We start from the raw sequence: 13,146 nt of genomic DNA, 5'->3' as shown, positions 1-13,146 counted from the left end.
CACGGCCGGCGCCCCGGCCAGGTCAGTGACCGCGGTGACGGTCGCGCGGGCGCTCCCGCCGGAAACGTCCGCGTGGCACGGCGGTGTCGCCAGGTACCCGTCCCGCTGATGCCGGGCCGGCCGCCTCGGCCGCCGCTTCGGCGACCGGTCGCGGGGGCAGCCGCAGGGTGAAGACGGTGGACTCGCCGGGGACGCTGCGAGCGCTCACCGTGCCGCCATGGGCCTGCGCGAGTTGGCGGACGATGGCCAGCCCCAGTCCGCTGCCGCCGGTGCGGCGGCTGCGGGACCTCTCCGCCCGCCAGAAACGGTCGAAGATGTTGGGCAGATCCTCGGGCGCGATCCCGGAACCGGTGTCGGCGACCTCGATCACGACCATGTCGTCGCTCCGCCGGGCGTGCAGGCGGACGCTGCCGCCCGATGGGGTGTGCCGCAGCGCGTTGGACACCAGATTACCCACGGCCTGGCGCAGCCGGACGGGGTCGGCGCTCAGCTGCGGATCCCCCTCGACCCGGCACTCGATGCTCACCCCCGCCACCTGTGCGTGGGCGAGGTTCGCGTCGGCGACCTGGTGCAGCAGATCGTGCAGCCGCACCGGCTCCGGGTGCAGCCGCAGGGTGCCGGCATCGGCGGACGCGAGGTCCTGCAGGTCGTCGATGATGTGCTGCAGGAGCAGCGCCTCGTCGTGGAGCGAGGACAGCAGCCGCTGGTCGGGCACGACGATGCCGTCCTTGGCGATCTCCAGCCAGCCGCGGATGTTGGTCAGCGGGGACCGCAGTTCGTGGGCGATGTCACTGACCATGGCCTTGCGCTGGGTCTCGGTGCGCTCCCGGCGTTCGGACAGGTCGTTGAAGGCCGCGGCGAGGAAGCCGGTCTCGTCGCTCGTGGTGACCGGGACGCGGGTGTGCCGTTCGGTGGGCTGCTGCGCCGCGTCGGTCAGGGCCCGCAGCGGTCGGACCAGCCGGGTGGCGATCAGGGCCGTCACCATGACGGTCAGGAGCAGCACGAGTCCGGTCACGCCCGCGATCCGGGTCGTGTTGGCCCGGGACAGGTCGAAGCGCGGCGGGCTGGTCCCGGTGTCGCTGACGAACAGCTGCGCGGCCGGCGCGACGAAGGTGCGCAGTTGCTCCCGGCGGCTGGCGTCGATGCACTCCTGCAGCACCTGGTAGTCCGGCGCCGCCTTGAGCCCCTTGGCCCAGGTGAAGTCGGCCGACAGGGTCACATAGCCCGCGACCACGGACCGCTGGCGGGACAGGCAGGCATTCACCAGGATGTCGAGGCCGGTCAGCGCGCGCCGCTCGGTGGCGGTGGGCCGGTTCAGCTCCATCAGACCGCAGTCGTCGAAGCCGTAGGCGTCGCGCGTCGTCTCTCCTTCGCGGGACACCTGCACGGTGGGCCGCCCGCTGGGGCCGTCAACCACCTTCCCCGTCCACCCCTCATCGCGCAGGCACGCCAGCACCTTGCCGGCGAGCTGCGCCAGCTCCGCGTGTTCGGCGGCAGGCAGCCGGTACGGTCCGACGGCGCGCGGATCGATGCGGGAGACGGGCTGTGTCGCGCTCTGCCCCGGGAGGGGGGTGTCGGTCCGCAGGGCGTCGATGACGGCGAACGCCCGCGGCGGCAGCCCGGGGCCCTTCGGCGCGGAATCGGCGAGCGCGTGGCGGTCCTGGTCGGTGAGCGCGACGCGGCGGCCGGTCGCGCGGGCCAGCCGCTCTATCGTCGGCTGGACGCCGCCCCATGTCTGGTGTTCGGCGGCGTAGCCGGTCAGGGTGTCGTGGATCATCGCGTCGTCGGACAGGATCTGGCCCTGCTCCTGCTGGATGGCCCGGGTGGTGGTCTGCACCGCGAGCCACGCGGTGGCGACGATCGAGCAGACCGCGATCAGCATCGAGGTGACCAGCAGCCGGGCCAGCAGGCTCTTGCGCAGCGGGACGTTACGGCCCACGGCGGCCTCCGGTGAGTTTGTATCCGACCCCGAACACCGTCAGCAGGCGCGCCGGCTTGCGCGGATCGAGCTCGATCTTCTTGCGGAGGTTGAGGATGTGGACGTCGATGGCGCGCTCGGAGATGGCGCGCTCGTAGCCCCTGACACACTCCAGCAGCTGACCGCGGGTGAAGACCCGGTCCGGTTCGGCCGCCAGTGCCCGCAGGATCTCGAACTCCCCCGGCGTGCAGACGACCGGCTCCCCCGCGCAGGTCACCGCCCGCCGGGCGGGGTCCACCGCCAGGGTGTCGACCCACAGGACGCCGTCGGCGGCCACCGCCGGGCGCTGGACGCGGCGCAGCAGGGCGTGGATGCGGGCCATCAGTTCACGCGGGCTGTAGGGCTTGGTCATGTAGTCGTCCGCGCCCAGTTCCAGGCCGAGCAGCAGATCGTCCTCGTGCGAGCGGGCCGTGAGCATCAGCACCGGAAGGTCGCTGCCGGGCCGCAGGATTCTGCACACGCCCCAGCCGTCGATCTCCGGCAGCATCACGTCCAGGACGAGCAGGTCGGGCCGGCTCCGCCGCACCTCGTCGACGGCGGAGCGGCCGTCATGGACGACGGTCGCGGTGTGGCCGTGCGCTTCCACGCACCGGCGTACCAGTTCCGCCTGCATTTCGTCGTCTTCCGCGACCAGAATATGTGCGCACATCCCTGGGATGTTAAACGCACTGGTGTTCAGGAATACCGCCGGGAGATCTTTCCCGCACCCTGACACTTTCCTCATATCCCCCCGCGAGAATGCGCCCTTCGCGGGGGGTCAGACGCGCCGGGCCACCACCAGTCGGCAGTGCGGGCTGCCGTCGGGGCGGCTGCCGAACTCCTCCAGCGGCAGCAGCTCCACCCGGAACCCGGCCCGGACCAGGTCGTCGCGGACCTCACCCAGCGGGAAGGTCCGGTAGTACATGACGAACGGCGGACGCCACAGCGCGTTGCGGACGCGCATGACGGCGTCGAAGCCGCACAGCGCCCAGTACAGCGGGGAGCGGACGGGCAGCGGCGCACCGAGGGGGAAGGCGAACACGCCGCCCGGCCGCAACGAGCGGTGGACCCCGGCGAACAGGCCGGGTCGCTCGGCGGGCAGGAAGTGCCCGAACGCCCCGAAGCTGACGGCCAGGTCGAACGCCGCCGTGAACGGCAGGGCCCGCACGTCCGCGCGCACCCACTCCACCACGGGCCCCTGCCCTGGCGGGACCGTCCCACTGGCGGCGGCCAGCATCCCGGCGCTGAAGTCGACCCCGGTGACCCGCTCCTCGCACAGCTCCCGCAGCACCCCGGCCCCGGCGCCCGTACCGCAGCAGACATCGAGCCCCGCGCCGAACGGCCCGAGCGGGCGCAGCGCGCCGGTCACCGCGTCCAGGAAGCGGTCGGGGGTGCGGAAGGGCGTGTGGTCGAACTTCGGCGCGAGCAGGTCGTAGCCGTGCTCGATCGAGGAGAGCGCCTGCACGGTCAGTTCGCGGAACGTAGGTCCTTGGGAGGTGAACACCGGCCCCAGCGTAGTCAGGCGGTGCGTTCGCCGGGTTCCGGTGCGGGGGCGGGGCGGTCGCGCGGGATCAGCGTCGGGTTGACGTTGTCGAGCACCGTGTCGCGGTCGACGACGACACGGGCCACGTCGCTGCGGCTCGGCACCTCGTACATCACGTTGAGCAGTACCTCTTCGAGGATCGTGCGGGCCGCTCGGGCGCCGGTGCGGCGCAGCAGGGCCTGCTCCGCGACGGCGGCGACGGCGTCCTCGGTGAACTCCAGCTTGACACCGTCGAGTTCGAAGAGCTTCTGGTACTGCTTGACGAGCGCGTTGCGCGGCTCGGTCAGGATCCGGGTCAGTGCCGCCCGGTCCAGGGGCTGCACGGTCGTCACCATGGGCAGCCGGCCGACGATCTCCGGGATGAGCCCGAACTCGACGAGGTCCGCGGGCATCACGTCGGCGAAGGCGTCCTCGTCCCGCTTCCGCCGCTGCTCCGTGGTCGACACCTCCCCGCCGAATCCGATGCCGGCGCGGCTCGCGCGCCGCTCGATGATCCGCTCCAGCCCGGCGAAGGCGCCGCCGACGATGAAGAGGACATTGCTCGTGTCGAAGGGGAGGAACTCCTGGCGCGGCTGCTTGCGGCCGCCCTGCGGCGGAACGCTCGCGACGGTGCCTTCCAGCAGCTTCAGCAGCGCCTGCTGGACGCCCTCGCCGGAGACGTCACGGGTGACGGACGGCCCGGCGCTCTTTCGGGCGATCTTGTCGATCTCGTCGATGTAGATGATGCCGCGCTCGGCCTTGCCGATGTCGTGGTCGGCGGCCTGGATCAGTTTGAGCAGGATGTTCTCGACATCCTCCCCGACGTAGCCGGCCTCGGTGAGGGCGGTGGCGTCCGCGATGGCGAACGGGACGTCGAGCATCCTGGCGAGGGTCTGGACGAGGTACGTCTTGCCGCAGCCGGTCGGGCCCATCAGCAGGATGTTGGACTTGCCGAGCTCGACCGTCTCGCCCTTCGCACCGCGCTGCTGCCCGCTGCCCGCGGCCGGCGCCCGCACCCGCTTGTAGTGGTTGTAGACCGCCACCGACAGCGCCTTCTTGGCGCTGTCCTGGCCGATGACGTACCCGTCGAGGAACGCGTGGATCTCGCGCGGGGTCGGCAGCGCGGGCGACCCGGTCCCGTGGGGGTCGCCGGTCTCCTCCACGAGGAGTTCGTTGCAGAGCTCGACGCACTCGTCGCAGATGCAGATGTCGGCGGGTCCCGCGATGAGCTTGCCGACCTGCTTCTGGTTCTTCCCGCAGAACGTACATTTCAGCAGGTCACCGCCATCACCGATGCGTGCCACGCGGAAATGTCTCCTCAAACGGTCGTTCCGGTCGAATGGCCCCGCAGGCGAGGACTCGGAAGCCGGGGAAGGTCACTCGAATGCTGCGACCATATGACGTCACCATTTGAATGGTCAAGGTATCTTGAGCCGCGACGGACGCAACGCGGAAGCGCGAAGGCAAGAGTGAGGGCAATGGGCCGGCCCAGCAGGGTGGAGCTGCAGGAGCGCAACCGCGCCAAGGTACTGACCGCGGCCCGGGACGAGTTCGCCGAGCACGGCTTCCGGGACGCCAAGGTGGACCGTATCGCCGGCCGCGCCGGCCTCACCCGCGGCGCCGTCTACTCCAACTTCCCCAGCAAACGCGCGCTGTACTTCGCCGTCCTGGCCGCTCTCGCCGAGCGCGCCCCCGAGCCGCCGCACCCCGGGCCCGGCACCACCGCCTCCGCGGCGCTCGGGGCGCTCGCCCGCGCGTGGGTCGCGCGGCTCCCGCTCGCGGACACCGACGAGCCGCACGGCACAGCCCGGCTGGGCATGTACCTGATGCCCGAGATCCTCGTCGAGGAGCGCATCCGGCGGCCGTTCGCGCAGCTGATGAAGTTGGACGCGCTGCTGCTCGGACTGGCGCTGGAGGGCCTTCGGGCGCCCGGAGCGCCGGCCGGCAGCCTGGTGCGGGTCGCGGAAGCCGTCCTGACGACCCTGCACGGCGCCGCCCAGCTGGCCGCGGTCGCGCCCGGTTTCGTCGAACCCTTCAACGTCGTCAGTGCCTGTGAGCGACTGGCCGACCTGGACCTCAACGAGTGGTGGCCGCCTCCGCACGTGATCACCCAGGCGTGGCCGACCGACGAGCTGTGGGCCCCGCCGCCCACGGTCGACGCGGTGCGCGGCAGAGCCGCGCGGCTCGCGGACGACGGCGTGGTGGCCGTGCTCGGACTGCACCGCCTCGAGGCGGTGGAGGAGGCGGTCCGGGCGGCGCCGCCCGGAGCGACGGTCACCGCCGTCCTGGTCACCGGGGACCCCGACGAGCTGGCACCGCTGGCCCGGCTGGCCGTCGCGGACCTCTGCGGCTGCCTGCGCCGGGCCTTCCCGCCGTCGGCCTGGCCGCGCCTGCAGGTGGTCTTCGACGAGTCTGGCGCCCTCGCCGCGGCGGCCGGCGTGCCCTCCGTCAGCGACGGAACCGAGATCGCCGTCCGTATCCGGGCCGGCCGCATCACCGCCCGCGCCGACGGCCGCGGCGCCTGCCACGCGACCGCGTCCGCCCTCGACCCGTGACGCGGCTCCGCCGACCGCTCGTACGACGCCCATGGAAGAGGACTCGCCTTGCCCACCGAACGCATCGGCCCGCCCGCGGTCGCGGATGAGCGCGAGATGCTGCGCGCCTTTCTCGACTACCACCGCGCCACGCTCGCCATGAAGTGCGACGGGCTCTCGGACGAGGAGCTGCGCCGCCGGTCGATGCCGCCCTCCTCCCTCTCCCTGCTCGGTCTGGTGCGGCACATGGCCGAGGTGGAGCGCGCCTGGTTCCGCCGGATCGTCAACGGGGAGGACATACCGCTCGTCTGGTCGGACGAGCGGGACTTCCAGGTCGCGTACGACGCGAGCTCCGCCACCCGCACGGAAGCGTTCGACGCCTGGCGGGCGGAGGTCGGGCACGCGCGCCGGATCGAACGTGAGGCGCGGTCGCTCGAGGTGACCGTCCACGAGCCCAAGGGGGACGAACAGGTCTCGCTCCGGCTGGTGATGCTCCATGTGACGCTCGAGTACGCCCGGCACAACGGCCACGCCGACCTCCTGCGGGAGGGCGTTGACGGGACCGTCGGGGCCTGAGGGCGCAGCCGTCAGGCCCCGACGGTCCCGAAGCGGCGCACGTAGCGCCGCTGCCAGGGGGTCTCCACGGCGTGGGCGTCGTAGTGGCGGCGCACGAACGCCACCGCCTCGCCGGGCGGGACGCCGTCGAGGACGGCCAGGCACGCCAGGGCGGTACCGGTGCGTCCACGGCCGCCGCCGCAGGCGAGTTCGACGCGCCGGCCTCCGGCCCGGTCCAGCGCCTCGGCGAGGACGGACCGGGCTTCCGCGTCGTCGCCGGGCAGCCGGAAGTCGGGCCAGCGCAGCCAGCGCGCTTCCCACGGGACCTCGGGCGGCCGCCTGCCGAGCAGATGGACCGCGAAGTCGGGTACCGGCCCCGCCGGAAGCGGCTTGCGCAGCGCCCGGCCGCGCACCATCCGTCCGGAGGGAAGCCGGATGACTCCGGCGTCGGTGCCGCTCCAGGTGTCCGTCACCCGCACACGGTAACCGCCGCCCAGGACGGCCGGTTCGCGTTCGGACCGCAACGCATCCTCGACGGGCCGGCAACCCTGCTGGAGTCTGGGGCGTGTACGGTTCCCGCGGTCCCGCAGAACCCGTAGCGACAGAAGCCTCAGCACCGTGCCGGAACGGAGAGTCACCCCGCCATGCCCTCTGGTCTCCATCCCCCGCATCACTCCGAGCAGAACGCGGCGGCGCGGCCGCACGTCCTGGACGACCTCGCGTGGGCCGCGCTGACCGGCCCGCACCGCCACCTCGCCGAACTGCTCGGCGGCGCCGCCCGCTACCAGCCCGGCATGTCGCCGTTCGTGGCGCTCGCCGACGCCGAGGATCCACGCGCCTGGAAGGACCTGGCGCAGCTGGTGGAGCCGGGCGTCACCATCGCCGTCATCGGAACCGCGGCTGTTCCCGGGGACTGGGAGATCGTCAACTCCATCCACGGCGTGCAACTCGTCGACGAGACGCTGCGCGCGGCATCGGAGCCGGAGGCGGTGCGGCTGGGCCCGGCCGACGTCCCGGAGATGCTGGACCTCGTCGCCCGTACCCGGCCTGGCCCGTTCCAGTCCCGCACGATAGAACTCGGCGCCTACTACGGGATCCGCCGGGGCGGCCGGCTCGCCGCGATGGCCGGGGAGCGGCTGCGGGTCCCCGGCTGGACGGAGATCAGCGCCGTGTGCACCGACCCGGATCACCGCGGCCACGGGCTGGCCACCCGCCTGCTCCGCCACACCGCCGCCGGCATCCGCGACCGGGGGGACACCCCGTTCCTGCAAGCGGCGGAGACCAACACCGGCGCCATCGGCCTGTACGAGTCGATCGGCTTCACCGTCCGCCGCAGAATCCTCTTCACCTTCGCCCGGATCCCGGAAACCGCACAGCCCACCGGGTGACACCCGTGCTCCCGCCCACCCCGCCTCCTCGACCAGAGATGTGAGTTTCCGATGCCCAAGGCCTATGTGTTCTCCCGGTTCGGCGGTCCCGAGACCGAGTCCTTCGCCGACGTGCCGCGCCCGGTACCCGGCGCCGGCCAACTCCTCGTGGCGGTCAGGGCGGCCGGGGTCAATCCGGTCGACTGGAAGCGCCGGACGGGATACGTCCAGGCCAACGCGCCGGCAGTGGAGCTGCCCGCCGTGATGGGCGGTGAGGTCTCCGGTGTGGTGGAGCAGGTGGGCGAGGGCGTCGACGGGTACGGGGTGGGGGACGCCGTGTTCGGCAACCCCCTCACCGGCGGGTACGCCGAGTACACGCTGCTGCCCGCGGTGAGCACCGCGCACAAGCCCGCCGGAGTGTCCTGGGCCGACGCGGCGACGCTGCCGGTCGCCGTGGCCACCGCCTACGACGGGATCCAGCAGCTCGACCCGCCGGCCGGTACGACCCTCCTGATCAACGGTGTCGGCGGCGGAGTGGGCACCGCCGCCGCACAGATCGCGACGCACCGGGGCCTGCGGGTGATCGGCACCGCGAGCGCCGCGAAGAAGGAGTTCGCCGAGTCCCTTGGCGTCGTGCACGTCGAGTCGGGCCCTGGCGTGGCGGACCGGGTCCGCGCGGCGGCCCCCGAAGGCGTCGACGCGGTCTTCGACCTCGTCGGCGGCGCGTCCCTGGAGGACGTGGCCGTCCTGCTGACGGACCCGGCTCGGCTGATCAGCGGACCCGACAAGGTGAACGTCGTCAAGCTCGGCGGATCGACGGTGGCGCGCAAGCGGAACACCGAAGTACTCGACGCCGTCGCGAGGTTGGTCGCCGAGGGCGTCCTCGACCCCTTCGTGACGCGAACGTTCCCCTTCGAGCAGGCCGCTCAGGCGCTGCGCGCCGTGGAGGAGGGCCACACCCGCGGCAAAGTCGTGATCGAGGTCTCGCGGTAGACCGGGACGGGCGGCCGACGGCCATTGCGCCGGGCGATCCCGGCGGGATAGCGTCGATGTGAGGTGACGAGGCCACCGGCCTCCGAACCAGGAAGCACCGGAAAGAGGTGATGACGATGCGTGCAGCACAGGATCGTGTCGTCGTCGGCACTCTCGTTCCCCGCGGGCCCGTCGTCCACTTGTACGGACGCCAGCACATCGATCTGCAACGGGTCGCCGGCTCCCTCTGTTGTCACTGATCTGACTCCCTGCTGACGCACCACGCCTCCGGGGCGGTGCGTCCTCATCCGGTCACCTCAGGAAGGCAACCGCACCATGTCCGCATCCCTGAACCCGTTGCACCTCGCCGTCGCCCTCGACGACGCCGGCTGGCACCCGGCCGCCTGGCGGGAGCCCGGCGCCCGCCCCCGGGAACTGCTCACCGCCGGTTACTGGGCGGACGCCGTCCTCGAAGCCGAGCGCGGGCTGCTGGACTTCGTGACGTTCGAGGACTCCCTCAGCCTGCAGTCCGCCGACCGCAGCGGACCCGACGACCGCACCGACCAGGTGCGCGGCCGGCTGGACGCGGTCCTCGTCGCCGCCCGGGTCGCCCCGCTGACCACGCACATCGGGCTGGTACCGACCGCGGTCGCCACCCACACCGAGCCGTTCCACCTCTCGAAGGCGATCGCCACCCTCGACTACGTCAGCTCCGGCCGCGCCGGAGTACGCGTCAAGGTGTCGGCACGTCCGGACGAGGCAGCGCACTTCGGCCGCCGCTCCTTCCCGTCGCTGCTCGGGGCCGCGGACCCCACTCAGCCGCAACCGCCCGACCTGGCGAACGAGTTGTTCGACGAGGCGGCCGACTACGTCGAGGTGGTGCGCCGGCTGTGGGACAGCTGGGAGGACGACGCGGAGATCCGGGAGGTGGCCACCGGCCGGTTCATCGACCGGGGCAAGCTGCACTACGCCGACTTCCGCGGGCGGCACTTCGACGTGAAGGGCCCCTCCATCACGCCGCGCCCGCCCCAGGGTCAGCCCCTCGTGACCGCCCTCGCCCACGCCGCCGTCCCGTACCGGCTGGTGGCGCGCGCCACCGACGTCGGCTACGTCACCCCGCACGACGCCGACGAGGCCCGCACCATCCTCGACGCGGTCCGCGCCGAACAGGAGGCCGCGGGGCGGACCGACGACCTCCTGCACGTCTTCGGCGACCTGGTGGTCTTCCTCGACGAGCGGCCCGGAGTGGCGCGGTCGCGCCGGGACCGGCTCGACGCCCTGTCCGGCGAGGCCTGGACGAGCGACGCCGAGGTGTTCACCGGGACACCGTCGGAACTGGCCGATCTGCTCCTGGAGTGGCAGCGGTCCGGACTCACCGGCTTCCGGCTGCGCCCCGCCACCCTCAGCCGGGACCTGCCGGCGATCACGCGCGCGCTGGTACCCGAACTCCAGGCCCGCGGCGCCTTCCGCCGCTCCTACGAGGCCCGCACACTGCGCGGGCTGCTCGGCCTCCCGCGCCCCGCCAACCGCTACGCCACCGCCGGCGTCAGCGGCGCCGCCGACACCGTCAGTGCCTGAGCCGGAGGGATCCGACCGACCATGAGCAAGCCCCTCAAGCAGATCCATCTCGCGGCGCACTTCCCCGGCGTCAACAACACCACCGTGTGGAGCGACCCGGAGGCGGGCAGCCACATCGAGTTCAGCTCGTTCGCGCACTTCGCCCGCACCGCCGAGCGCGCCAAGTTCGACTTCCTGTTCCTCGCCGAGGGCCTGCGGCTGCGCGAGCAGGGCGGCGAGATCTACGACCTCGACGTCGTGGGCCGCCCCGACACGTTCACCGTGCTCGCCGCCCTGGCCGCCGTCACCGAACGCATCGGCCTGACCGGCACGATCAACTCCACCTTCAACGAGCCCTACGAGGTCGCCCGTCAGTTCGCCAGCCTCGACCACCTCTCCGACGGCCGCGCCGCCTGGAACGTCGTCACCTCCTGGGACGCCTTCACCGGAGAGAACTTCCGGCGCGGCGGCTTCCTCGCCAAGGACGACCGCTACTCGCGCGCCGAGCAGTTCCTGCGCACCGCGTGGGAACTGTTCGACTCCTGGCAGGACGACGAGATCATCGCCGACACGGAGTCCGGCCGGTACCTCCGCGACCCGCGAGCGGGTGCGTTCCACCACCGCGACCAGCACTTCGACATCGCCGGCCGCTTCAACGTCCCGCGCAGCCCGCAGGGCCGGCCCGTCATCTTCCAGGCCGGCGACTCGGAGGAGGGGCGCGAGTTCGCGGCGGCCACCGCAGACGCGATCTTCAGCCGGCACAGCACCCTCGACGCCGGGCGGGCGTTCTACACCGACGTCAAGGACCGTCTCGCGCGCCATCACCGCACCCGCGACGAGCTGCTGATCCTGCCCGCGGCGACGTTCGTGCTCGGTGACACCGACGCCGAGGCACGCGACCACGCGCACGACGTCCGCAGGGCGCAGGTCAGCGGGCAGACCGCGATCAAGTACCTGGAACAGCTGTGGAACCGCGATCTGTCGGGCTACGACCCGGACGGTCCGCTGCCCGACATCGACCCCGACCCGGGCGAACACACGGTCGCGCGGGGCCGGGCCAGCGTCCGGATGTTCCGGGACCCGCTGGCCACCGCGAAGGAGTGGCGGCAGAAGGCCGAGGCCGGCGGGTTGTCCATCCGCGAACTCGTGATCGAGACCACCGGCCGCCAGACCTTCGTCGGCTCCCCCTCCACCATCGCCGCCACCATCGACGAGTTCGTCCAGACCGACGCGAGCGACGGCTTCATCCTCGTCCCGCACGTCACCCCGGGCGGCCTCGACGCGTTCGCCGACACGGTCGTCCCCCTGCTCCAGGAACGGGGCGTCTTCCGGCACGACTACGAGGGCAGCACACTGCGCGACCACCTCGGCCTGGACCGGCCACCGGCCGGGAACAGCACGCGAAGCAACGACAGCACGAAGAAGGCGGCGTCGTGACGGAACTCCCCTCGGATCACGCTCGGCCCGGCACCACGGGCGGGGAAACCCCCGTACCGCTGTCCGTACTCGACCTGGCGCCCATCAGCTCCGGATCCACCGCGGCCCAGGCACTGCGGAACACCGTCGACCTGGCGCAGCGCGCCGAGACCGCCGGATACCACCGCTACTGGCTGGCCGAGCACCACCTCACCACCGGAGTCGCCGGGGTGTCACCGGCGCTGCTGATCCAGCTCGTCGCGGCCGCGACCGAGCGGATCCGGGTCGGCGCCGGCGCGGTGCAACTGGGCCACCGCACCCCGCTGTCGGTGGTGGAGGAGTTCGGACTGCTCGACGCCCTGCACCCGGGCCGGATCGACCTCGGCCTGGGCCGCTCGGGGTTCCGGAAGCCCGGCGCCACCGGGCAGGCCGCGCCGCCACCGGCCGCCGCACCGAAGCCCACCGTGCCCCGTTACACCCCCGAGGGGCTGCTGATCCCGGCGCCCTACGACATCAGCCGGCTCATCGGCTCCCCGCTGTTCGCCCGCTACACCGAACTCGTGCAGTTCCCCGGGGCCGAACTCCCCGACTACCGGAACCAGGTGGAGCAGATCCTGGCCCTGATCCGCGGCGACCACCGCACCGAGGGCGGTCTCGAGGCCCACGCCGTTCCTGGGGAGGGAGCCGACCTGCAGGTGTGGATCCTCGGCAGCAGCGCCGGGGCCAGCGCCCGCGCCGCCGGCGCGCTGGGCCTGCCCTTCGCGGCGAACTACCACGTCAGCCCGGCCGCGGTGCTGGAGGCCGTGGCCGCCTACCGCGAGGCGTTCAAGCCCTCGACGGTGCTGGACCGGCCGCACGTCCTGGTCTCCGCCGACGTGGTGGTGGCCGAGGACGACGACACCGCGCGCCGGCTCGCGAGCCCGTACGCCCTGTGGGTGCACAGCATCCGCTCGGGCCGGGGCGCGATCCCGTTCCCCACCCCGGAGGACGCCGCCGCGCACGTGTGGACCGAGGAGCAGCGCGCCCTCGTCGACGACCGGGTGCGCACGCAGTTCACCGGCTCGCCGCAGACCGTCGTCGAGCGGCTGCGGGTCCTGCAACAGGCCACCGATGCGGACGAGTTGCTCGTCACCACCATCACCCACGACCACCAGGACCGTGTCCGCTCCTTCGACCTCCTGGCCGACGCCTGGCGCTCCGCACCGGCAGCCCGTCCGCGCCACCCCGAGGAGTCCCCTGTCCGCTGACACCGCCACCGAGCCGTAC

13 protein-coding genes are annotated in these 13,146 nt (G+C 72.5%); 8 read left to right on the top strand and 5 right to left on the bottom strand.

The genetic code is table 11. The annotated features are described in order from the left end of the window. Nucleotides 1–22 precede the first annotated feature (22 nt). The 4 genes from O3X23_RS30070 to clpX form a co-directional block, all read right to left on the bottom strand. On the bottom strand, nucleotides 23–1,939 hold the full coding sequence (locus O3X23_RS30070) for a sensor histidine kinase (RefSeq protein ID WP_269275042.1): 1,917 nt from the start codon (nucleotides 1,937–1,939) through the stop codon (nucleotides 23–25). Beyond that, the gene (locus O3X23_RS30065) at nucleotides 1,929–2,627 is read right to left on the bottom strand and encodes a response regulator transcription factor (RefSeq protein WP_269275040.1); all 699 of its coding nucleotides are present in this window, start codon (nucleotides 2,625–2,627) and stop codon (nucleotides 1,929–1,931) included. The genes O3X23_RS30070 and O3X23_RS30065 overlap by 11 nt, the downstream gene beginning before the upstream one ends. Before the next feature lie 108 nt (nucleotides 2,628–2,735). After that, nucleotides 2,736–3,461 (bottom strand): class I SAM-dependent methyltransferase, encoded by a 726-nt coding sequence (locus O3X23_RS30060; protein ID WP_269275038.1) that lies wholly within the window; start codon nucleotides 3,459–3,461, stop codon nucleotides 2,736–2,738. Between the two features lie 14 nt (nucleotides 3,462–3,475). After that, complete coding sequence (gene clpX, locus O3X23_RS30055) at nucleotides 3,476–4,783, bottom strand: ATP-dependent Clp protease ATP-binding subunit ClpX (RefSeq protein WP_269275036.1); 1,308 nt, start codon at nucleotides 4,781–4,783, stop codon at nucleotides 3,476–3,478. A gap of 174 nt (nucleotides 4,784–4,957) precedes the next feature. On the opposite strand from clpX, the gene O3X23_RS30050 reads away from it, so the two are divergent. Continuing rightward, nucleotides 4,958–6,034 carry a TetR/AcrR family transcriptional regulator gene (locus tag O3X23_RS30050; protein WP_269275035.1) on the top strand — a complete coding sequence of 359 codons (1,077 nt, stop codon included), beginning with the start codon at nucleotides 4,958–4,960 and terminating at the stop codon, nucleotides 6,032–6,034. A 48-nt stretch (nucleotides 6,035–6,082) separates the two neighbouring features. Further along, entirely contained in the window at nucleotides 6,083–6,589 is a 507-nt protein-coding gene (locus O3X23_RS30045) for a DinB family protein (protein ID WP_443048016.1), read from the top strand. An 11-nt stretch (nucleotides 6,590–6,600) separates the two neighbouring features. On the opposite strand, the gene O3X23_RS30040 is transcribed toward O3X23_RS30045, so the two are convergent. Next, nucleotides 6,601–7,041, bottom strand: a complete 441-nt coding sequence (locus tag O3X23_RS30040) for a protein-tyrosine phosphatase family protein (RefSeq protein ID WP_269275034.1) — start codon at nucleotides 7,039–7,041, stop codon at nucleotides 6,601–6,603. 171 nt (nucleotides 7,042–7,212) lie between these two features. Between O3X23_RS30040 and O3X23_RS30035 the strand changes: the two genes are divergently transcribed. The 6 genes from O3X23_RS30035 to O3X23_RS30015 all read left to right on the top strand — a co-directional run bounded on the left by O3X23_RS30035 (nucleotide 7,213) and on the right by O3X23_RS30015 (nucleotide 13,127). Continuing rightward, a complete protein-coding gene (locus tag O3X23_RS30035) occupies nucleotides 7,213–7,956 on the top strand; it encodes a GNAT family N-acetyltransferase (RefSeq protein ID WP_269275032.1) in 744 nt (247 codons plus the stop codon). Nucleotides 7,957–8,007: 51 nt separating this feature from the next. Continuing rightward, nucleotides 8,008–8,928, top strand: coding sequence for an NADP-dependent oxidoreductase (locus tag O3X23_RS30030; RefSeq protein WP_269275031.1), 921 nt, complete (start codon nucleotides 8,008–8,010; stop codon nucleotides 8,926–8,928). 110 nt (nucleotides 8,929–9,038) lie between these two features. Continuing rightward, complete coding sequence (locus O3X23_RS44330; protein WP_443048015.1) at nucleotides 9,039–9,167, top strand: putative leader peptide; 129 nt, start codon at nucleotides 9,039–9,041, stop codon at nucleotides 9,165–9,167. A 76-nt stretch (nucleotides 9,168–9,243) separates the two neighbouring features. After that, entirely contained in the window at nucleotides 9,244–10,485 is a 1,242-nt protein-coding gene (locus tag O3X23_RS30025) for an LLM class flavin-dependent oxidoreductase (RefSeq protein WP_269275029.1), read from the top strand. A gap of 21 nt (nucleotides 10,486–10,506) precedes the next feature. Next, a complete protein-coding gene (locus O3X23_RS30020; RefSeq protein ID WP_269275027.1) occupies nucleotides 10,507–11,901 on the top strand; it encodes an NtaA/DmoA family FMN-dependent monooxygenase in 1,395 nt (464 codons plus the stop codon). Further along, nucleotides 11,898–13,127 carry an LLM class flavin-dependent oxidoreductase gene (locus tag O3X23_RS30015; protein WP_269275025.1) on the top strand — a complete coding sequence of 410 codons (1,230 nt, stop codon included), beginning with the start codon at nucleotides 11,898–11,900 and terminating at the stop codon, nucleotides 13,125–13,127. The genes O3X23_RS30020 and O3X23_RS30015 overlap by 4 nt, the downstream gene beginning before the upstream one ends. Nucleotides 13,128–13,146 lie beyond the last annotated feature (19 nt).

It is taken from the genome of Streptomyces sp. H39-S7 (genome assembly GCF_027158205.1).
GTDB lineage: Bacteria > Actinomycetota > Actinomycetes > Streptomycetales > Streptomycetaceae > Actinacidiphila.
The sequence above is the reverse complement of the archived record's forward strand: the minus strand, read 5'-3'. Positions and strand labels throughout refer to the sequence as shown.